The 21,189-nt window shown below is 57.7% G+C and carries 16 protein-coding genes; 3 read left to right on the top strand and 13 right to left on the bottom strand.

The genetic code is table 11. The features are described from left to right. Positions 1–59: 59 nt before the first annotated feature. Both VR71_RS11605 and VR71_RS11610 read right to left on the bottom strand, forming a co-directional pair. Complete coding sequence (locus tag VR71_RS11605) at positions 60–467, bottom strand: PaaI family thioesterase (RefSeq protein ID WP_045684042.1); 408 nt, start codon at positions 465–467, stop codon at positions 60–62. Beyond that, entirely contained in the window at positions 467–1,468 is a 1,002-nt protein-coding gene (locus tag VR71_RS11610; RefSeq protein WP_296430270.1) for an NADPH:quinone oxidoreductase family protein, read from the bottom strand. The genes VR71_RS11605 and VR71_RS11610 overlap by 1 nt, the downstream gene beginning before the upstream one ends. A 233-nt stretch (positions 1,469–1,701) precedes the next feature. Here VR71_RS11610 and VR71_RS11615 point away from each other — a divergent pair, with 233 nt between their 5' ends. Together VR71_RS11615 and VR71_RS11620 are read left to right on the top strand one after the other, a co-directional pair. Further along, positions 1,702–5,313: a hydantoinase B/oxoprolinase family protein gene (locus tag VR71_RS11615; protein WP_045684044.1), complete on the top strand. Its 3,612-nt coding sequence runs from the start codon at positions 1,702–1,704 to the stop codon at positions 5,311–5,313. After that, positions 5,310–6,596: an ABC transporter substrate-binding protein gene (locus tag VR71_RS11620; RefSeq protein WP_296430272.1), complete on the top strand. Its 1,287-nt coding sequence runs from the start codon at positions 5,310–5,312 to the stop codon at positions 6,594–6,596. The genes VR71_RS11615 and VR71_RS11620 overlap by 4 nt, the downstream gene beginning before the upstream one ends. Positions 6,597–6,793: 197 nt before the next feature. Here the strand turns inward: VR71_RS11620 and VR71_RS24910 are convergent. From VR71_RS24910 to VR71_RS11680, 11 genes are all read right to left on the bottom strand, one after another. Beyond that, a protein-coding gene (locus tag VR71_RS24910) for an IS5 family transposase (protein WP_296430275.1) occupies positions 6,794–7,545 on the bottom strand; the annotation gives its coding sequence in 2 pieces (ribosomal slippage) (positions 6,794–7,215 and positions 7,215–7,545; 753 coding nt in all). A 154-nt stretch (positions 7,546–7,699) separates the two neighbouring features. Continuing rightward, positions 7,700–8,878 carry a nitrate/nitrite transporter gene (locus tag VR71_RS11635; RefSeq protein ID WP_045684053.1) on the bottom strand — a complete coding sequence of 393 codons (1,179 nt, stop codon included), beginning with the start codon at positions 8,876–8,878 and terminating at the stop codon, positions 7,700–7,702. Positions 8,879–9,012: 134 nt separating this feature from the next. Further along, the gene (locus VR71_RS11640; RefSeq protein WP_045684055.1) at positions 9,013–9,720 is read right to left on the bottom strand and encodes an ABC transporter ATP-binding protein; all 708 of its coding nucleotides are present in this window, start codon (positions 9,718–9,720) and stop codon (positions 9,013–9,015) included. Next, positions 9,720–10,475, bottom strand: coding sequence for an ABC transporter ATP-binding protein (locus VR71_RS11645; RefSeq protein ID WP_045684057.1), 756 nt, complete (start codon positions 10,473–10,475; stop codon positions 9,720–9,722). Before VR71_RS11645 ends, VR71_RS11640 begins: the two co-directional genes overlap by 1 nt. Next, complete coding sequence (locus tag VR71_RS11650) at positions 10,459–12,381, bottom strand: ABC transporter permease (protein ID WP_296430277.1); 1,923 nt, start codon at positions 12,379–12,381, stop codon at positions 10,459–10,461. The genes VR71_RS11645 and VR71_RS11650 overlap by 17 nt, the downstream gene beginning before the upstream one ends. Before the next feature lie 43 nt (positions 12,382–12,424). After that, positions 12,425–14,545 carry a hydantoinase/oxoprolinase family protein gene (locus tag VR71_RS11655; protein WP_296430278.1) on the bottom strand — a complete coding sequence of 707 codons (2,121 nt, stop codon included), beginning with the start codon at positions 14,543–14,545 and terminating at the stop codon, positions 12,425–12,427. A gap of 22 nt (positions 14,546–14,567) precedes the next feature. Further along, positions 14,568–16,454 carry a hydantoinase B/oxoprolinase family protein gene (locus VR71_RS11660; protein ID WP_045684062.1) on the bottom strand — a complete coding sequence of 629 codons (1,887 nt, stop codon included), beginning with the start codon at positions 16,452–16,454 and terminating at the stop codon, positions 14,568–14,570. Positions 16,455–16,528: 74 nt separating this feature from the next. After that, the gene (locus tag VR71_RS11665) at positions 16,529–17,833 is read right to left on the bottom strand and encodes an ABC transporter substrate-binding protein (RefSeq protein ID WP_045684064.1); all 1,305 of its coding nucleotides are present in this window, start codon (positions 17,831–17,833) and stop codon (positions 16,529–16,531) included. Positions 17,834–17,988: 155 nt separating this feature from the next. Continuing rightward, the gene (locus tag VR71_RS24915) at positions 17,989–18,390 is read right to left on the bottom strand and encodes a thioesterase family protein (RefSeq protein WP_296430280.1); all 402 of its coding nucleotides are present in this window, start codon (positions 18,388–18,390) and stop codon (positions 17,989–17,991) included. Further along, positions 18,387–19,310 (bottom strand): 3-keto-5-aminohexanoate cleavage protein, encoded by a 924-nt coding sequence (locus VR71_RS11675; protein ID WP_045684066.1) that lies wholly within the window; start codon positions 19,308–19,310, stop codon positions 18,387–18,389. The genes VR71_RS24915 and VR71_RS11675 overlap by 4 nt, the downstream gene beginning before the upstream one ends. A gap of 25 nt (positions 19,311–19,335) precedes the next feature. Further along, complete coding sequence (locus VR71_RS11680) at positions 19,336–20,319, bottom strand: 3-hydroxyacyl-CoA dehydrogenase NAD-binding domain-containing protein (protein ID WP_296430282.1); 984 nt, start codon at positions 20,317–20,319, stop codon at positions 19,336–19,338. A 74-nt stretch (positions 20,320–20,393) separates the two neighbouring features. Here VR71_RS11680 and VR71_RS11685 point away from each other — a divergent pair, with 74 nt between their 5' ends. Further along, positions 20,394–21,188, top strand: coding sequence for a GntR family transcriptional regulator (locus VR71_RS11685; protein WP_045684068.1), 795 nt, complete (start codon positions 20,394–20,396; stop codon positions 21,186–21,188). The last annotated feature ends 1 nt before the right edge of the window (position 21,189 follow it).

Here is a 21,189-nt window from a genome sequence, read left to right on the forward strand (position 1 = left end):
ATTTCTCCCCGTCGTGCGCGGCTACCGCGGTCTTCCTTAGTAGCACAAAGGTCAGTCGCTTATGTCGCGCGCACCTCAATGCGTGCATATTGGGCAGTCGCGAAGCCACAGATTTTTTCACCTTGAACAGCCCGCGCCGTACAACAGGCTGAGGTTCGCCCCAGACGCAATGGCTCTGCCACAATCTGAAGAGGCCTTTCGGCACGAATGGCTGAGAGAAACTTGGTCTCTTGCGATACTGTCACCATTTCACCGCAGCGCTTGGCAACTTCGTACATCGCAACATCGAACAGAGCCCCCAATGCGCCGCCGTGGAGGATGCCGAGTGGGTTCAGCGCCTCATCTTTCAACGAAACATCAAAGGTAAGGCAAGTATCACTTTTGTGTATCTGGATGTCGGCAATGAAGGCCAGCAAGCGATCATCCTGGCGAAACGGCTCTCCATGGCCTTCGAGCGCGGAGATCATCACGCCCTCACGTCCACCGCCAGTTTGCCGGTCACCTTGCGATCAAGAATATCCTGGAGACCCTGCATCAGCTGATCAAAAGGCAAGATTTTGCTGACATTTGCACTGACCTTGCCCTCGGAAAGCAGGCTCAGCCACCATTCCGTACCACCACGAATCTGGTCCCGAGCAAAGTCAAAATGGATATCCAGCGGGGCCCCCATGACCGTAAGGTTATTGTACAACAAGTAGTTGGCCTTGGCTGACGGGATGTCACCACTGGCAAAGCCGACGATCACGAGTCTGCCTGCAAAACCCAATGCGCGCAGCCCGGCAATGAACATCGTACCGCCGACGGTATCGATGACCACGTCTGCACCTTTGTCATCCCCCCAATGGGTCCGCACCTTATCCTTGAAGGTCTGCTTCACGGCCTCTTCTTCCCGGTCCGCAACAATCAACGCATCAGCACCCGTCTGACGCACCACTTGCGCTTTATCCTCTGAGGAGACGATTCCAAGAACTTCCGCACCGAGCGCATAGGCAAGCTGTACCGCGGCGAGCCCTACCCCGCCGGCGGCGCCTGTCACGACGACGCGATCTCTTTTCTTTACTCCCGCCCGGATCGACACGGCGACGAATGCTGTATTGAAGACGGTAATAGCACCAGCCGCATCAATGCTCGAAACATTCTCGGCCCTATCGAAAACACGCGACACAGGGGCTAGCACCTGCTCAGAAAACGCGCCCGTAAAGACTTGCGCCACCACGGTATCACCGGGCTTGAACTCGGTGACATTCTTGCCAACGGCCAAAACGACACCGGCACAGTCGCGACCCGGACGAAAGGGCGGCTCCGGGCGTTTCTGGTACTTGCCCTGCACCATCAGCGCATCGGGATAATTCAATCCGATTGCATGGTTTTCTATGAGAACTTCATCGGCGCCTGGCGTCAGATCCGTCAGATCCTGAAGCCGATGAGTCGTTGGCGCTCCGTATTGCTCTATAAGAAAGCCACGCATGTCTCGATCCTTTTTATACGATACGTATTTTAATACGATGGCATAGCTCCACCCACCCGTCAAGAAAAAGCCTCTTCAGGAAAGACGATAAAATTCTCGTTTACTAATTTTATACATGACGTATAAATATATAGCATGGCATGCCGAACCTTGCCCAGACCCGCGTGATCCTAATGGGCGGAAACCACTGGCGCGCCATCTAATCGCCAACAGAATGACTGGAGAGTTCCGAGATGTGGCAATTTTGGGTAGACCGGGGCGGCACCTTCACGGACATCGTTGCAAAGCGTCCTGATGGAAGTCTGGAAACGCGCAAGTTGCTTTCAGAGAACCCGGAAAATTACAAGGATGCCGCTGTTCAGGGTATTCGCGACGCACTTGGCCTTGCGCCGGGCGAGCCGATCCCGGACGGCGTGATTGAGGCCGTCAAAATGGGTACGACTGTGGCCACCAACGCCTTGCTCGAACGCAAGGGCGACCGTACGGTGCTTTTGATCACCAAAGGCTTTGGTGATCTGTTGCGCATCGGATATCAGAACCGCCCCCGAATCTTCGAGCTTAATATCCAGCTTCCGGAAATGCTCTATGAACGCAGCATCGAAATCTCAGAACGCGTCGCGGCAGATGGCGAAATTTTGAGACCGCTTGACGAAACCGCGACCCGCGCCGCACTTCAGACCGTGTTCGACGATGGAATCCGTGCAGTGGCGATTGCCTTCATGCATGGTTACAAGTCGCCCGCTCATGAAGCCCGCGCGGCCGAGATTGCCGCCGAAATTGGCTTTACCCAGATCTCGACCAGCCATGGCACCTCTCCATTGATGAAACTGGTCAGCCGCGGCGATACGACGGTGGTCGATGCCTATCTAAGTCCCATTCTCCGGCGCTACGTAGCGCAGGTGCATGATGCTCTGGCTGCCGGGACCGACGGCCGCGACCGCAAGCAGCTGCTCTTCATGCAGTCAAACGGCGGGCTCACGGATGCCGGGCTCTTCCAGGGCAAGGATGCCATCCTGTCAGGCCCCGCAGGCGGGGTTGTCGGCATGGTCAAAACCGCGGAACAGGCGGGCTTTGACAAGTTGATCGGCTTTGATATGGGGGGCACGTCAACGGACGTATGCCACTACGCCGGAACCTTCGAGCGCAGCCTGGAAACCGAGGTTGCCGGGGTGCGCATGCGTGCCCCGATGATGAACATTCACACCGTCGCGGCAGGGGGCGGGTCCATCCTTTCTTTCCGTGACGGCCGCTTTCAGGTCGGACCCGAGAGCGCCGGGGCGAACCCGGGGCCGGCATGTTATCGTCGCGGCGGTCCACTTACCGTGACCGACTGCAACGTTCTTCTGGGCAAGCTGCAACCGGCTCATTTTCCCAAGGTTTTTGGGCCAAAGGCCAATGAGCCTCTGGATCTGAAAACTGTACAAGAGAAATTCGTGACACTGGCGCAAAAGATCGCTCGAGACACGGGTGCCGCCCCGATGCCTGTAGAGGACATCGCAGAAGGATTCCTGCGAATCGCGGTTGAGAACATGGCCCGCGCGATCAAGAAAATCAGCGTCGAGCGCGGCTATGACGTGACGGCTTATACCCTTAATTGCTTTGGCGGTGCCGGTGGGCAGCATGCTTGCCTGGTGGCCGACGCGCTCGGTATCTCAAGGGTGTTCCTGCATCCCTTCTCTGGCGTCCTGTCGGCCTATGGCATGGGTCTAGCCGAGGTACGCGCCCTTCGTCAGAGCCAGTTTGATCGGCCCCTGACGCCCGAGGCCTGCATCAAGGCAGAGACATTTGCCGCTGACATGCTGGCAGAGGCAAAGGCTGAATTGGTGAGTCAGGGCACCGCAGAACCGGATATTTCCCATATTACGCATGCCCTGTTGCGCTATGCGGGATCTCACCAGACGCTGGAGGTCGAGCTATCCGATCACGATCTCATGCGCACGGCCTTCGAGGCAGAGCATCGCCAACTGTATGGATTTTCCGATCCCGACCGGCAGGTCTACTTCGAGGCGCTGACAGTTGAGGCTATCGGTGTACGCCCCGATCTGCCGGACGTGGAAGCGGCCAAGCGCCAAGGCGCCCCGGAACCTGTCGAAACGGTCGATATGGTTGCCGCAGGTGCCCTTCATGCTGCGCCGCTTTATGACCGGATCGTCTTGGGCGAGCACAGCCAGATCGATGGCCCCGCGATTATCAGCGAACCGACCGGTACGGTCATCGTCGAACCGGGCTGGCGCGCACGCATGGATGGCTATGAGAACCTGATTCTTGAACGCGTCTTGCCAAGGCATAACTCAGAGGCCGTAGGCAAGACAGCGGATCCAGTCATGCTGGAAGTGTTCAACAATCTATTCATGTCGATCGCCGAACAGATGGGGGCCACGTTGGCCAAGACCGCTTATTCGGTGAACATCAAGGAACGGCTCGACTTTTCCTGCGCCCTCTTCGACCCAGAAGGCGGGTTGGTCGCCAACGCCCCGCATGTGCCCGTGCATCTGGGGTCGATGGGCGAATCAGTGCGCACCGTGATCCGGGAGAACGCCGGCAAGATGAAGTCCGGCGATGTATTCATGCTGAACGCACCATTCAATGGCGGCACTCACCTACCCGATGTGACGGTCATCACCCCCGTATTCGACGAGGCGGAGCAAGAGATATTGTTCTATGTCGGTTCGCGCGGACACCATGCGGACATCGGCGGGCGCACTCCCGGCTCTGCACCACCTGACAGCACCCATATCGACGAAGAGGGTGTTCTGATCGACAACTTCAAAATGGTCGATCAGGGCCGTTTCCTCGAAGAAGAAACCCGCGCGCTCTTGGCTTCGGGTCCCTATCCCTGCCGCAACATCGACAACAATGTTGCCGATCTTCTTGCACAGATGGCCGCCAATGAAACCGGTGCTCGTGAGGTGCGCAAGATGCTGGCGCAATTCGGCATCAAGGTCGTTCAGGCCTATATGCGCCACGTTCAGGACAATGCCGAAGAAAGCGTGCGCCGGGTCATCGACAAGCTGACCGACGGGCAAAACACCTATGAACTCGACAGCGGTGCAAGAATCGAAGTGCAGATTCGCGTTGACCGTGAAAATCGCACGGCAACGATCGACTTCAGCGGTACGAGCAAACAGGACAGCGGCAATTACAATGCGCCTGTGTCCATAAGCCAGGCGGTCACGCTGTATGTCTTCCGCACGCTGGTCGGCAGCGATATTCCGCTGAACGAAGGCTGCCTGAAGCCACTGCATCTGATCGTGCCCGAAGGCACATTCATCAACCCCAGATACCCCGCCGCCGTCATCGCCGGCAACACAGAGGTCAGCCAGTCCCTCGCTGATGCCCTCTATGGCGCGCTTGGTGTGATCGCGGGGTCCCAGGGCACCATGAACAACCACATCTGGGGCAACGAAGCCTACCAGAACTACGAAACGATCTGTGGCGGTACTGGCGCAGGCCCGGATTTCGACGGGACCGACGCCGTTCATTCGCACATGACAAACACCCGTATGACGGATCCCGAAGTTCTGGAATGGCGCTTTCCGGTTCACGTTGAGGAATTTGCGATTCGCCGCGGCTCGGGGGGTAACGGGCGCCATCGTGGAGGCAACGGCATTCGTCGCAGGTTGCGCTTCCTCGAGGAGATGACCACGACAGTGCTGACCTCTCACCGCAAGGTGCCACCCCGCGGCGCAGAGGGCGGTGGGCCGGGCGCCATCGGACGAAACGCGATCGAACGCGCCAATGGCACACTGCTGACTCTGAAAGGCAACGACATGGCAGAAGTCAGTCCGGGCGATGTCTTCATCATGGAGACACCGGGCGGCGGCGGTTTCGGTGTCGAGCGATGAAGATAACTCTCTCACATCCGGAAAAACTGTATGTTGAGCAACGGAGTATAATTATATACAATGAGAATAAAAATGAATGGCCATGGGAGTACGGCAAAATGAAAACCTCACTAACTAAGTTTCTCGCTCTCTCTGCGCTCGTCGCGGGAGGCTTCGTGGCAGGGGCCCAAGCCGAAGAAGGCAAGGTCAAGGTCGGATTAATCCTGTCCCTGTCCGGCCCCGGCTCGATCCTCGGGGAAGAGATGCAAAAAGGCGCCGATCTGGCTCTGGAACTTCTCGACGGCAAGCTGGGTGGTCAAACCGCTGAATTCGTCTACGAGGACGATCAGCGCAAGCCGGATGTCGGCAAGGAAGCAGCCGAGCGTCTGACCCGTTCGGAGAACGTGGATATCGTCATCGGCTCTTCGTTCTCGAATGTGATGATGGCCATCCACCGTCCGATCACGCGTGCTGGGAAAATTGTCATCAGCCCCAATCCGGCCCCTGCCCCGCTTGCGGGTGAGAACTGCGATCCAAACTACTTTGCCATTCCCTTCCAGAATGACCAACTGGCCGAAGCCGTCGGTCTTCATCTGTCGCAACAGGAGGTGAAATCGGTATTCATTCTGGCGCCCAATTATCAAGCCGGTCGCGACCTGCTCGCCGGCTTCAAACGAACCTATGACGGCGAGATTGTCGGCGAAATCTATACTCCGCTCGAACAGAACGATTTCTCGGCCGAGTTGACACAGGTCAAATCCGCAGCGCCCGACGCTGTGTTCGTCTTCTATCCCGGCGGTCTCGGTATTCAATGGGTCAAGCAATACTCCCAGGCCGGGCTCAAAGAAAGCACGCCGCTCTTCAGTGCATTCACCTATTTCAACGGAGCGGCCCTGAATGCCATCGGCGAAGCCGGCCTTGGCCTGCAAAGCGCCGCCCAGTGGACGATCGACCTGCCCAACGATGCCAACCAGGAGTTTGTCGATGCATTCCAGACCAAATATGGGACGCCGCCGTCGGATTTTGCCGCGATGGCCTATGACGCCGTTCGTCTGATCGACAGTGCGGTTGCCGAGGTGGATGGGCATGTCGAAGACACCGACGCCTTCAGAGCAGCCATTCGCAAAGCAGACTTTGCATCTGTTCGCGGCGATTTCGAGTTCAACAACAACAACCACCCAATTCAGAACATGTATCTTGCGACCGTTCAAAAGGACGACAATGGCAATTTCATCGCGGTCTCGGATGGTGTAATCGTTGAGGCCATGAAAGACTCCTTCGCTGCAGAATGCAGCATGGAGTGACCTAGGTCTGAAGACTCGAGCTTTGAATGGCGGCATCGTGTCAAGGTGCCGCCATTTCTTTCTGGATTAACTCATTGGTTGATTGCGACCAGGAGCTTTGGACCACATTACCCAAGGGAATACGCTTGAAACATCGCGTACGCTGCGCGGCGAATTCGAGCAATGCTATCCAGCGCTGAACTAGGGGCTGTTGACGTTCATCTGAGTTGAATGATAAATGCGGCTAGTGCAATGAACGCCTTGAAGCTCTGGTCGGTCTTGCATGAGCGCATGGCGATGCCTCTGTTTTCCTTGGGCTTTCCGAAATAATTTTCGATCAGATGCCGCCAATTGTAGGTTTCCTTGTCGAACTCGGCAGGAAAGCGGCGGTTGGGTTTCGGCGGGATGACTGGTGTAATGCTCTGTTCGAACAGCGCGGTTCGGAGCCAATCGGCATCGAAGGCGCGATCTGCTAGCAGGTGATCTGCGGTGAGCGTGTCGGTCAGCTCCGGCACGCCGCGCAGGTCATGCGCTTGACCCGGCAACAGGCGGAAGTAGACAACGTTGCCAAGCGCGTCGGTCAGGACAACGATCTTCGTCGTCATGCCGCCGCGCGAGGGTCCTATGGCCTGGCTCTGAGTCCCCCTTTTGCGCCCTGGTTGGAGCAGTGGGCCTTGACGATGGAACCGTCAATCATCGCGTATTCGAAGTCGGCGTCCGCAGCCAAGGTTCTGAACATGTTGTAGAAAGCATCAGCTTTCACCCACCGCCGGAACCGCTTGAAGACAGAATTCCACTTCCCGAATTCGACGGGCAGTTCCCGCCATTGCGCATCGGTTCGCACAATCCACAACACAGCCTCCATGAACAGACGTGAAGCGCGTCCGGTTTGGACGGGATCTGTGGCCTTGCCAAGGCAGAAAGGTTCGATGATCGCCCATTGGGCGTCGGTCAAGACATGACGGGTCAAGGCTGCTCTCCTCTGTTTGCAACCTTGAATTAGAACTCACACCAAATAGAAATCCTGAACGTCAACAGCCCCTAATATTCTCAAACCACAATGGCTGCATTATTGCCCCACGCTTTGTGGCACTCTACGCTTCCGACGACTCTGTTTGCGAGAATCAATGCTTCGGACGCGGGAGACGCCAAAACCAAACTGCGAAGATGCAAGCGCCTATCATGGCTATGCACAAAGAAAGACTCGGTCTGTAACTGCCAGAATAGGTATACAGCAACCCGCCAATCCACGGCGCGGCTATTCCGGCGAGTCCGTAGGCAATCATCATGTAACCGTAAACCATTCCGATATTCTTAGTGCCGAAGGCTTCGCCGATCGCCACGGGCACCAGCGATGCGGTGGACCCAAAGACTATGCCGATGCCAAAAGTCGACACCAGAATGACCGCGGTAGAGGGTGAGAGCAGCCCCAGCAGGGCAGCACAGTTTATCAACAGCGCCCCAATCAGTGCTCGGCGGCCCGTGGTAAAATCCACCCATTTCCCACCTGTGAGACATCCGAGAATATATCCTGACGTCAGCAATCCGGGCCCGAGGTCGACCAAGGTCGACTGCAACCTTTGTTCCTGCAGGATGCTGGTAATGTGCGCGACAGCCAGCAATCCGGCAAAGCATATGACAAAGAAGCACAGTGCAATGACAAGGAATGTCATCGAGGTAAGGAAAGAGCGGAGTTGCGGGATATGCGAATGGCCTGGGCCATTGGCGGCGCGCGGCATGAGCAGGCTTGCAATCACGCCAATGGTCAACTGGCCAAGACCGATGAATGTGAAAATCGTCTCCGCGGGCACATCGCGGACTGTCGGGGCGAGTGTGATCGAAATGACGACACTGCAGAGCGCAAAACAAGACGTGACGAGGCCGATGGAAACGGCTCTGAGCCGGTCAGGACTACCACTGGCGAGCGATAGCGCGATGCCATAGCCCAGTCCAGCCCCGAGGCCGAACAGCACGCCGTATCCTGTCAACAGGGTTGAATACCCTGGCAGGAGGCCAAATAGTAAATGACCGCCACCAGCGAGGGCGAACGCGATAAAACACATGGCTTGCCTGCCAAACCAGTCGATCAAAGCTTTGTGAACCACCATCCCGAAGGTGAAAAACCCCAAGGCAAGAGACGGGGCCACACTCACGTCGGCGCGCGATATTTCCAGCGTGGTTTCCAGAGGAAGGGCGAACAGGCTCCAGACGTAAAGTACGCCCATGCACCCATTGATCGCGCAGCCCGTCAAAACGGCTGCGCCGGTCCCCTGGACAGTTGTACCTCCATTCTGCAGGCTCATCGTGTCGCCGATCGACTGCAGAGCCGCTGTGTATCATACCCCAATTTAGGCATCCCGATTTAACCAGCCAAAGCTACCTGAATTCAGCATTGACCTCACATTCTGCGGCTCGCAGAGTGGTGCCCAACAGGACATCAGAGCCCCAGATAGGCACGGCGGACTTCTTCATTGGCGGCAAGATCAGCGCTCCGGCCTGACAGTGTGATCGCACCAAGATCCATCACGTAGGCAAAGCTTGCCACGTCCAGAGCGAGCTTGGCGTTCTGCTCCACCAGAAGGACGCCACAATTTTCCTCTCGCGCGATGCGTGAAATCGTGTCCAGCACCCCACGCGTTATCAGCGGAGCAAGCCCAATGGAGGGTTCGTCAAACAGGTAGAAATCCGGGCGGCTCATGATGCCGCGCCCGATAGCAATCATCTGCTGCTGCCCGCCGGAGAAGTTTCGGGCGATGCGATGCCGGTGCTCCTTGAGGACGGGGAAATAGTCGAACACCTTGTCGAGATCGTCCCGGATTCCGGCCTTGTCCTTCCGCCGGTGCGCACCGACGAGCAGGTTATCGAGCACGGACATGTAGGGATACAAACCCCGGCCTTCAGGCACATGGCAGATGCCCATGTCGACGATTTGCTCTGGCGACTTGCCGTTGAGGTATTCCCCCTTGAACCGGATTTCACCCTGCGCCGGTCGAACAAGGCCTGATATGGCCTTGAGGGTCGAGGACTTTCCAGCACCGTTCGCCCCGACAATCGTGGTGATCTGTCCAGCCGCGGCATCAAGCGAAGCATTTTCGACGGCAATGACCCCGGAATAATCAATATGCAGACACCTGATTTCCAGCATCACGCCTCCTCACCGAGATAGGCCCGGATCGTGGCGGGGTCCCGGCTGACTTCGCTCGCGGTGCCTTCCGCCAGTTTCTCGCCATAGCACAGGACAGTGATCTGGTCGCAAGTCTGCATGATAGCCTTCATGTCGTGTTCAATGATCAGGATGGTTTGCCCCTCCATCCGGATGTCACGCAGCAATTCCATAAGTTTTACCTTCTCTCCGGAATTCAGCCCGGCAAGCGGCTCATCGAGCATCAGTAGCTGCGGTCCAGTCGAAAGCGCGATCGCAACCCCCAAAACCTTCTGCGTTCCACCCGGCAGGTCCGCTGCCTGGACATCAGCCAAGTCGTTCAGACCAAACCGCTCGAGCAGTGCATCGGCCTCATGTTCCTGCAGCGCCTCTTCACGCCGTGCAGACGGCAAGTTCAGCATCCTTGCCAAAGCAGGCGACTTTATCCGGTTGCGGCTGGCCAGGACGAGATTCTGGCGGAGCGTGAAGTTTCCGTAGTTGCTCGTGTTTTGAAAGGTGCGAGCAATGCCAATCCGCGCGATACGATGCGGCGGCAAGTTGGTTATGTCCTGACCCTGCCAACTGATGCTGCCCGATGTCGGTTTCAGGAACCCAGTGACACAGTTGAAGAATGTCGTCTTTCCAGAGCCATTCGGTCCGATCAACCCATGGATCGTTCCGCTGGCGATATCGCAGCTTACCGCGTCCAGTGCCGTCAGGCTTCCGAACCGGCGGGTCAGGTCACGCACGTGAAGCATGGGAAACTCCTTTGTCACCGGAGGCCTGCAGCGCGGTTTGGGAGGCGAACAGACGCCGGACAAGACCTTCCAGCCCTTGCGGCAGAAAGAGCACTGTCAGGATGATCGTCATTCCGTAGATCAGTGGCACAAGTTGCGACAGATCACGCAGGAACTCGTCCAGAACCGTCAGCAGAACCAGCCCGAAGATCGGTCCGAGAAATGACCGGTTGCCGCCGATGACCAGCGCCGCGATGACCATGAACATCATGCCAGTGCTGAAATCCGTTGGCGCGACAAAGCCGTTGTATCCGGCAAAAAGCGCGCCCGCGATCCCAGCAAAGAACGATCCGACGCAGAACGCCAGCGTCTTGAGTGCCCAGACATTGGTGCCAAGCGCCAGCGACAGGTTCTCGTTTTCGGCCATCGCGACAATGGTCCGTCCGGTTCGTCCCCGGTCAAAAGTATAAAGGATGCCGCTGCAGATCATGACGATAATGAGGACCAGGAAATAGAAATTCACCGGATCAAAGAAACTGAGACCAAGGACCTTGGACGGCGGTGACAGAAACGGGATGCCTTCGATGCCTCCGAAGGTACCTTTAAACTGAATAAAACACTGACGGATTGCTTCTCCAGCAGCAAAGGTGCTGAGAAAAAAGTAGAACTGCCGTGTGCGCATTACTGGCCACGCGATAACAAGCGCGATGATCGCGGCGACGATGCCCGACAGTGGCAATATCAGCCAGAACGAAATACCGAACTGGGTTTGAAGGATGGCCATGGTATAAGCTCCGATCGCCAGCATCGTGATGTGCGCGAACGACCAGCCGCCCATTGAGGTAATCGTGCGGTAGCTGATGACAAGTAGCAGATTGATCAGGAACAGCACCCCGACACCCAACAAGTAGCCGTCAACCACGAAGGGCCAAGCCACCAGCAGAGCCAACGCAATCGCGCCAAAGCTGATGACCTGTATCGTCTTTACTGGGAGGATGGTTGGAAACCGCTTGATCGCGCCTTGCTCCAGCGTAGGGGCTTCCCGACCCAGAAGACCACGTGGAAAAAAGGCGAGGACCACCAGCATGATAACTGTGTCTATGATGACAATGTACTGGCCATAGCCCGACGTGCTTGCCACGCTGTCGATAAACCCGAACAGCAGGGCGGCGACAAGCGCGCCACTGATACTGCCGAGTCCGCCAACGATCACGACTATGAACGCCTTCCAGATCGCCTCAAGACCCATGTAAGGCCCGATATTCAGCACGCTCCCCATCAGCACACCGGACAGGCCGGCCATTGCTGCACCGATTGCCATCGTCATGAAGCTGACGCGATGCAGGTTGATGCCCTGCAACACTGCCGCGCCCCGATTCTGCGAGGCCGCGCGGACGGCGCGCCCGCCTCGGGTATGTTTCAGGAAATACCAGAGTCCCGCCATCGTGAGAACGGCTCCAAGGATGACGATCACCCTTTGCCAGGTCAGGATCGCTCCGGCGATCTCGATCTGGCCGGGAATGAGAACCGGCAGGCTCTTGGACACCACACCGAAACTGATCGCGACCGTAGCCTGCAAGACGTAGGAGAGGCCAAGCGAAGCGATGAAACCGTTGAACGCATCGTCGGCCAAAGGCCAAAAGATCATCCGTTCTATACCACCACCGATGATCCCGACGATGATCGGACCGACCACTACCGCCATCAGGAACACCGCCCAGAGCGGCGCACCCGAAAAGGCCGCCAGCAGAAGCCAAATCGAATAACCACCCAGCATGAAGAACTCGCCATGTGCAAAATTAACGACCCTCATCACCCCGAAGACAAGTGCGAGACCTACGGCGAACAGGCTATAGGATGCGCTGAGCGCCAGGAAGTTGAAGAGCAGCTGGACGAGATTAATATCTGGCATATCGGCCTCCGACAAAACTGATGGACCGGGCAGTTCTTGCGGGCTGCCCGAATATTTGTCACACGCATTCCAGTGCGGACTCGGTTGCCCCTTCAGAGTTTTGCTCCGTATCGACGTTCATTACAAAATAGCCGTGTTCGCGCGTCGTCAGTTCGGCAAAAGGCGGCACCACAATGGTCGTGTCAGGCAGCACCACGATGGCCGGTCCCTGAATATCCATGCCGAACTCGATTTTGGACCCGTCATAAACCGACGTGCCGACAAAGTTGCCTCCGCCGAAATAGGCCTTGCCCGTGGACAGTAATGCAATGGCATCAGGAGACGCGTTGCTGCGCTCTTGCGTCGGGAGCACCACCTTGGGCCGCTGGAACGTGGCAAGGTTGCGCCACATCAGGAACTCGACCTCGGATGCGGGATCGTTGGTCTTGTAGCGCGCGAGATAGGCATCGTGGAATGCCTTGGCAATCTCGTCCAGCTTGGTCGGAGTGATCTCGCCATCGTCCAATGTGATCGGGATCTCCAGCTCGGTCGTCTGCATCGGGTATCGGGCTGAGACGAACAGTTCGAATTTCTGGTCCTCCAGTGCGACGCCCATCCGGGTCAGAAAGCCGGCGCCCTTGCCGGTGATCCCGGCCAGGGCTTCGTTCACCCCGTCAAAATCGAAATCTGCGGTGTCCGAGTATTTAGAGACGACTTCACTCATGGCGATGGCGGCGTTATTGGCACCAAAGGCGCAAAGCACCGATGTTTCGCGCGGGATGATCACCTTCTTGACGCCCAGTTCCCTGGCAAGGAACGACACCGGGACCGATGTTGCGCCTCCGCCGGTCACCAGCGCGAATTCGCGCGGATCGACACCACGGCGGATCGTCATGTCGAGGATACCTCCCATCATGTTCTCGTTGACCACCTGGGTGATCCCGAAGGCCGCCTCTTCGACAGAGATCCCAAGCGGATCGGCAACATGCTCCTTCACTGCCTTGACGGCAAGATCACGGTCGATCAACATCCGGCCGTTCAGAAAGTATTTTGGCTGGATATACCCAAGGACGACATAGGCGTCGGTCACCGTTGGTTCGGTGCCGCCACGCATGTAGCAAGCTGGTCCCGGCACCGCTTCGGCCGAGCGTGGGCCGACCTTGATCAGGCCTTTGTCCACCGTCGCGATCGACCCACCCCCGGCACCAAGTGTCGCGATCTCGATCGAGGCGACACCGGTCGGATAGTTCAGGATGCGGCCATCCTTGGTCGTGGTAATCTGGCCATCCAGCACGGTGGACACGTCAAAGCTTGTGCCGCCCATGTCCACGGTGATACAGTTCTTCTGGCCCTCGATTTCGCTGAAGTAATAGCCGGCATCCGGCGCCATTGACGGACCGGAAAAGAGCATGAAGACAGGCTTCTTTGCAACTTCGGCAATCGGCACGACACCACCGTTCGAAACGACGATGAGAGTTTCCCCCTTGAACCCGCGGTCTTCCAGCTTACCCTGAAGCCCGTTCAGATAGCGCGTCACCTTGGGTTGAAGCATGGCGTTCAGCACCACACAGGAGGTGCGGAAATATTCGCGGATGATCGGCTGGACGTCGGAAGACAGGCAGTAGTCGACGCCCGGATATTCCTCTTCGATGATCTCGCCGATGCGCTTTTCATGTGCATCGTTGACGATGGACCACATGGTGCAGACCGCGATCGCCTCGACGCCCCATTCCTTGAGTTGCCGAACCTCGGCGCGGACCTCTTCCTCGTTCAGCGCCAGGAGCACATTACCCTCGCTGTCGATCCGCTCGGTCACTTCGCGGCACAGGTACGGACGGATCAACGGCATATTGGGCGGCATCTTGTAGTTGAACATGGTCTGGCGGCGGCCCTCACCGCGCCAGAGCGTGTATTTTGTGCCGCGGGTACAGATCAGTCCGGTTTTGGCGCCAGACATTTCGAGAATGGTGTTCGTCGCCGTGGTCGAGCCGTGGCAGAAGACCGAGGTTTCCGACAGCAGCTCGTTCAACGTCAGGCCCAGTTCTTCCGCCGCAAGGTTTATGGCGTTGAGGATGCCGATGGACCGGTCCTCAGGTGTGGTGGGCGACTTGTGCCGCCCGAGTTGGGTGAAGGTTTCAGACTCCGCAATGGTGAGGTCTGTGAAAGTGCCACCAACGTCGACACTGATACGATAAGCCATTTTCTTGGTCCTCCGTTGGGGTTCAGGACGAAACTGCGGCCATTTCGGCGCGCAGTGCTTCGGTCGCGGAGACATCCACCGCGAAGAGTTCAGGTTTGGTGTCGAGTACGACCCCGTAGACGTTTCGGGCCGCGTCGAGCGAGATGAAACCATCCCGCGCATCGTCACGCACCGCTTCGGGATCACGCTCCAGTGGATTGCCGAAACCACCTCCGCCGCCGGTCTTGGCGTACCAGTGCTGGTCACGCTTGCAGATGGTTTCGCCCATGTTTTCGAGGTGAGCTTCCTCCTCCAGCGTCTTGCTGTCCAGCAGCCAGTGGTCCGCCACGGTGCCGCCTTCGCCACCGAACAGACCAAAGGCCGGGTGGGTGTGGCCAGTGCCGCAATAGATCAACTGCATGTCATGATCGATGGGCTGCAGCCGGTGCGACATCGCGATGCCGCCGCGCCATTTGCCCGCGCCGCCAGAGTCGGTCTCGGCCTTCACTTCCCAGATGATCCGGGGCAGCGACTGCTCATGGATCTCGAGGCTTTCGTAGCCCATGTTGCCCATGATGCAATGGCCGAACATGTGCGGCAGACCGTCAAAGCCCTCGGTCGCACCGGCCGCCGATGCAGCAAGATAATGAAGGTGCCCGTAGGGCTGGTTGTTCTTGCGCGGATCGACGCCGGCACCGGTGTGGTTCGCCGCCGGATGCTCGCCCATGCCCGCAAGTGCGCGTTCGGGCAGAACCTTGGCCCATGTCTTGAAAACGAGGTTCGTGACCTCGTCGTTCAGGCCGACGGTTGCGACCTCGGTGCCAATTGGCCAGCTTGGGATGCCCGCGATCGAACCGACGCGCTGTTTCACACGGATACGGTCCAGCGCCCCAGAGTTGTACGGCAGATCCGGCGGCAGGATCGGCAGCGTGCCCTGCACTGCGGAACAGCGACATGTCGCGTAGCTAAGGTTGTACGAGAAGTCGATTTGGTCAGGCATCTCCGAATAGTCAAAGTCGATATAGCCCTCGTCCGGGTCGATAGTCAGGGTCATCTTGAACTCGAGCGGTTCGTCGATATAGCCCTTGAAGCATTCCGACTTGAGCGTTTCGGTGACAGTAATTTTGGGCAACTTGGCGATCGCTTCTTTCATGGCCCGCTCGCCATATTTCAGGCTTTCGGTCATGCAGCCCTTGAAGGTGTCATAACCAAAACGCTTGCACATCTCCTGCACACGGCTCTCGGCCACCCAGAGCGAGGACAGCTGGGCAAGAAAGTCGCCATGCCATTGCTGCGGGTAACGGAAGTTGTAGGCGATGAAGCGGATGATGTCGGTGATCGGCTTGTGATCGCGGCAAAGGCGTACTGCCGGGAAGTGATAACCTTCCTCATAGATGTCCTTGGCGAAAGGATCCATCGAGGTGGGCACATGCGCGCCGATATCCAGCAGGTGACACTTGGAGCAGGCCCAAGCCACCAGTTTGCCTTCATAGAAGATCGGGGCGAACATCGTGAAATCGCCCACATGGCTGTTACCAGCAAAGGAGGCGTTGTTCAAGAAAACGTCACCTTCCTTGATGTCGTCGCCGAAGGCACGGATCACGAAACGCAGCGGCGGGCTCATGGTTCCGACGTGAACGGGGATACAGTCCACCATTGACAGTATCGAGGCGCCGTAGGTGTCCAGCAGACAGCAGGTAAAGTCCTTGGCGCCGTGCAAAATCGGGTTCCGGGCGGTTGCGAGGATTGTCTCGGTCATTTCGGTCATGATGCCTTCGACACGCGCGTGCACGATGGAAAAGGTCACCGGGTCAACGTTTTCATCGCCCTTGTCGAGCGCACCAGGTAGGTTCTGGATTTCTTCCGCATGAATGGGTTCTGCGAAGAGTTCAGTCTTGTACGGGGGTATAAGAATATCGTCTCTCGCCATTTGAGAGGTTCCTTTCCAGTTGGCGGCGGTGGGCCATCCCCAACGTCCGCCGCTCGAGTTTCGATTGAACGCGATCAGACTTCGGTCGCGCCGTATTTCTTGAGAACGGGCAGCGCCGCTGCCTTGTGTTCGGCCCACCATGCCCCGTCGTCGGCCACGCCGGAGAGCGCGAGATCACCGCCAGATACGACATATTTCGGTGTCGGGGTCAGCAGGTGATGGTCCACACCGAAAATATCGACACCGGACCATTGCGATTTGCCATAGATCGGATGATCCATTTCCTTTATGCCGTAGACCGTTTCCATCACGTCCCTGGGATCGACCGATGGACTCTCCGCAAAAGCCTGATCAAGGCTGGCCATGGCCGAATAGGTCAGACCGGCAAAGCCGATCCACTCGCTAGCACCAAATTGTTCGACATAGTTCTGGTACATCTGATGCGCCTTCGCCGAAAAGGTTGGTTCCGACGCATCGACCCCAAAGCCGCTGTAGACCCGGCCTTCAAGGTTGACGAGATCGACGCGCTGCGCGATCTGCGGCAGATCCCAGGAATGCGACATCCAGATGCCATCGAACCCGAGGGCCTGTGAGGTTTCAAGCAGGATGGCCTGCTTGCCGGGAGGCAGGTCGGAATAGAAAATGGCGTCCGGTTTCGTCGCCAGAACGGCTTCCAGCAGTGGGAAAAAGTCGGTGGTGGCCGGATCGAAGACCTCGTTATAAACCACTTCCAGCGACCCATCGGCCTCGTAGGGCGCGCAGCCTGCAGCCGTGTAGGCCCGTCCGGCATGGCCGAACGAGTTGTCGGTAAACATCAACGCCACGCGTTTCACGTCTGAGTGTTGTTCCAGGACGTGAGATACAAGACCAAGGAATGCGGTCGGCGATCCTGTAATGCCGCCCATCAGATATGGGAAATCAGCGGACATGAACCCGCCGCCATAGCTGTTCGTTAGAACGCCGGATTCGGTTGCCAGCCGGGCGATGGCCTTACGCGATGCCGGCGTATAGGTTTGAAACATGAACTTGCAATCATCTTGCAGAATCGCGCTGCGAAATGCCTTCAGTTCTTCGTTCGGGTAAAAGCAAACGTTGGTGTAGGCCGAATATTCGATGCGGTGACGCTCGCCGTCCCCGCAGAGGATGCCGCCCGCTGCATTATGTTCGTCGGCCCACATCTTGCCGGCGCGGACTATCGGAATACCCCACTGGGCACACTCGCCTTCGAGCGGGTTCACCATGCCCATGCGGATCACGTCCGGTTCGGCAGCAAGGCCGCGCGTTGTGATCAGCGACGGGGCGGCAAGGCCGATGGCGGCGAACGCGCTGCGGTTCAGAAAAGCACGGCGCGAAAAAAGTGATCTCATATCGTTGGTCATCTTCGTCTCCCTTGTGAGAATGGTCTTTTTGGTTTGTGGTATTTGCCCTACTGTTGTCACCTGACGATGTTGGGGGCGCCTCTGCGGGCTGTTGTTCTATGCCTGCTGCGGCGCTTTCTCCCTTTGATGGCGGCCCAAGGACTGGATCAATTCGCCTAGCTAGCCGCTTCGGCAAGTGCGTTGAGGGCAGCACGGACGTTTTCCGGCATCTTTGCGCTCTGGCGTGTAGTATTGTCGAAGAATACTTCGACTACTTCGAAATGCGCCAGTGCCCCGCCCGCGAGATCCGACATTGCGAATTCAAGCGTCACGGATTTGTCGCCAACCCTGACGGGTTTCGCGTGGATCGATACAACGGTTCCCGAGGTCGATTCCGTCTGGTAGGTGATCATCTGCCTTGCAGTGACCGGAACGATGGAACCCTGCCCCACACCGAGTCCGGCCCAGAATGCAAAGGTCGCATCGTCGAACGCCGCCGCATAGTGGCGCGTGTTGACATGGCCGAAATGGTCGCAATGCCAGGGATGAAAGACATGGGTCAGGACCAGGCGGCTCATTGTGCCGATTCCAGTTCAGCGGCAGCGGAGCGCAGACCCAAGATCTCGCGTGCCTCATCGGGTGTGGCGACGTCGCAGCCCAGATCCCGGATAACCCGGGAGGCACGCTCGACCAATTGCACATTCGTCGCGAAGACACCACGTTCAAGATAGATGTTGTCCTCGAGTCCGACCCGGCAATGGCCACCCAACACGGTGGAAAGCGCCACCATGTCCATCTGCCAGCGCGAAATGCCAAAGGCGCTCCACCTTGCGTTTGCGGGCAGCAGATCCTTCATGTAGAGCAGGGTTCTGGCATCTGCCGGGGCCGACCATTTGACGCCGAGACATATCTGGAACAGCGGCGGCCGCTCGATCAGGCCTTCCGCCACCATCTTATTCGCGAGCAGTATGTCACCGGGATTGAAGACCTCGACCTCCGGCTTGACGCCCGCGTTGCGAATCAGGGCGGCCATTCGATCCAGTGTTCCAGGCGTGTTCATGAACACGCAATCCGGCGCCCCGGCGATCCCGCCTTCGAGGTTCATCGTCACAGCGTCCAGCGTGCAGATCTCCGGGCGCAGCTCGACCACATGCTGAACGCGTTCGCGGGCACTCGCAACGTCTGTCGTAGGATGGGCGCGCGCTTCGTCTTCGGGATCGGGCACGAAGGTGGCGCCCATGCCGGTGGTCAGGTTGACGACAATGTTTGGGTTCTCGGCCCGCACCCGCTCGACGATTTCGCGAAAGACGGCCGGTGAGCGGTCGCCCTCACCCGTTTCAGGATTTCGACCATGGATATGGACCACGGACGCCCCAGCCGCCGCGGCATCCAGACAGTTGCGCGCGATCTGTTCCGGTGTCACTGGATAGTCCGGGTATTTGGGATGGATTGGTCCGTCCCCGGTCACGGCACAGGTAAGCACAACTTTGCGTTTCATGGGCAAGTCCTTCGAAAAGATCGTTTCAGACCGGTGTGGCACCAGCGGATTGTCGTAGATTGGGGCGGATAGACCGGAGCAGCGCGAGAATCTGGCTGTCGCGCTCAGCCCGAAGCGTTCTGTAATCCCGCGATCCCGCTTCCTGCGAAATGCCTTCCACCAGCGCGTCGACGGTGTCTTGGGTTAGTTGCGGCCTGCCCAGATCATCCCACCATTCAGCGTAGTGATCGGCAAACTGGCCAACGTAAGCGCGCAAGCCGCCCTCGCCGCCACCAAGGTTCAGCAGCATGTGCGGACCCATGATGGCCCACCGCAACCCCGGCCCGGCCCAGACGGCCGTATCCACATCCTCGACGCTTGCAACCCCGTCGGTAACCAGGTGAATTGCTTCGCGCCACAGCGCCGCCTGCAGCCTATTGGCAACATGGGCGGGCACCTCGCGTTTCAGCGTGATCGTGACCTTGCCGCAGCCTTCAAAAAAGGCCTTTGCAAGGGGTATGATGTCCGGTGCAGTCAGGTCGTTGCCGTAGAGTTCGACCAGCGGTATCAGGTGCGGTGGATTGAACGGATGAGCAATGATCAGCCGCGAGGGGTCGGTCCAAAACGCCTGAAGATCTGATAGCTTCAACCCAGAGGAACTGGTCGCCACGATGGCATCGGGGGCAAGCACTGGCTCGATCTGGGCGTAGAGCGATTGCTTCAGATCCAGCCGTTCTGGAATACATTCCTTGATCAGCCAGGCGCCTTCGACTGCCTCTGCAACGGTATCGCAGATCACGAAGTTCGGTGTGTGCGCTTCGGCGAAATCATGGCCGAGCAGCTTCAAAGTCGGGCGAACGTCTTCCCAGAATGCAGGGAGCAGTTGGGAGGTGTCAGGCCGCGGATCGTGAACTCGGACCTCCATCCCCGAAGCCGCAAAGAGCGACGCCCAACTGCAGCCAATGAGTCCTGCCCCAATCACTGCAACGGGTTTTTGCTCTTCAAAATGCCTGATCTGAGCGTCGTCCAAGTTGCGTTCCTCCACAAACTGAGTTATATGATATCTGATCAAAAAGCATATTTGGTCAAGTTCTTTTTTCAACAATGCTTGCGAAACGTGTGCAGACAGTTGAAAAAGCGGAATATTTCGGAGTAGGTCGTCTGGAGGCCTGCACATCTGGTGACAGTGGCACGTTAGAGGGCACGACAGTGAACAAACGAAACACCCTACCCCAGTTCGATGCGCGTCGTCCGATCTCGGACCTGGAGTATATTTACGACGCTCTGAAGCAATCTTGCATGATCGGTGAGTTTGAGCCGGGTCAGAAGATCACTTTACATCAACTTTCTGAGGCATTCGGAACCAGTCAGATGCCGATCAGAGAGGCAACCAACCGGCTTGTGGCCGCCAAGGCCATGGAAGCACCGCCACGTCGGTCGCTTTGCATCCCGCGAGCGACCTTGGAAAGCCTCGATTCCCTGTTGCCACTTCGCTTGCTGCTCGAAGGCGAAGCCGCCAGTTTGGCTGCCTTGAAACCTGATCCCGAGCTTGCAGACCAAATGGAGCAGATCGACTTTGAAATGGTGACCTTGGCGCGCACAGACGATCTCAAATCGTATTTGCGCAAGAACCAAGAGTTTCATTTCGTACTCTACGCCGCGAGCGGGAACGCTAACATGATTGACATGATCGAGCTATTGTGGATGCGATACGGACCGCTGATGAATATCGTTCGCAGCGGAGTGCTTTCGAGCTCTGGGTATGCTCATCACGCTGCGGCGATCAAGGCGGTTCGCGAAGGAAACGCCGAAGCGGCGAAACATGCTATTCAGTCCGATCTGACAGACGCGGCCTCACCGATCCGGAAGCGCATTCTCGCATCATCGGCTAGCAATTGAG

Source organism: Roseovarius sp. BRH_c41, from assembly GCF_000961715.1.
Classification (GTDB): Bacteria; Pseudomonadota; Alphaproteobacteria; order Rhodobacterales; family Rhodobacteraceae; genus Roseovarius.

Coding starts and splice junctions, on each gene's coding strand:
- VR71_RS11605 (WP_045684042.1), bottom strand. CDS start 467: ATGATCTCCGCGCTCGAAGGCCATGGAGAGCCGTTTCGCCAGGATGAT.
- VR71_RS11610 (WP_296430270.1), bottom strand. CDS start 1,468: ATGCGTGGCTTTCTTATAGAGCAATACGGAGCGCCAACGACTCATCGG.
- VR71_RS11615 (WP_045684044.1), top strand. CDS start 1,702: ATGTGGCAATTTTGGGTAGACCGGGGCGGCACCTTCACGGACATCGTT.
- VR71_RS11620 (WP_296430272.1), top strand. CDS start 5,310: ATGAAGATAACTCTCTCACATCCGGAAAAACTGTATGTTGAGCAACGG.
- VR71_RS11635 (WP_045684053.1), bottom strand. CDS start 8,878: ATGAGCCTGCAGAATGGAGGTACAACTGTCCAGGGGACCGGCGCAGCC.
- VR71_RS11640 (WP_045684055.1), bottom strand. CDS start 9,720: ATGCTGGAAATCAGGTGTCTGCATATTGATTATTCCGGGGTCATTGCC.
- VR71_RS11645 (WP_045684057.1), bottom strand. CDS start 10,475: ATGCTTCACGTGCGTGACCTGACCCGCCGGTTCGGAAGCCTGACGGCA.
- VR71_RS11655 (WP_296430278.1), bottom strand. CDS start 14,545: ATGGCTTATCGTATCAGTGTCGACGTTGGTGGCACTTTCACAGACCTC.
- VR71_RS11660 (WP_045684062.1), bottom strand. CDS start 16,454: ATGGCGAGAGACGATATTCTTATACCCCCGTACAAGACTGAACTCTTC.
- VR71_RS11665 (WP_045684064.1), bottom strand. CDS start 17,833: ATGACCAACGATATGAGATCACTTTTTTCGCGCCGTGCTTTTCTGAAC.
- VR71_RS24915 (WP_296430280.1), bottom strand. CDS start 18,390: ATGAGCCGCCTGGTCCTGACCCATGTCTTTCATCCCTGGCATTGCGAC.
- VR71_RS11675 (WP_045684066.1), bottom strand. CDS start 19,310: ATGAAACGCAAAGTTGTGCTTACCTGTGCCGTGACCGGGGACGGACCA.
- VR71_RS11685 (WP_045684068.1), top strand. CDS start 20,394: ATGCTTGCGAAACGTGTGCAGACAGTTGAAAAAGCGGAATATTTCGGA.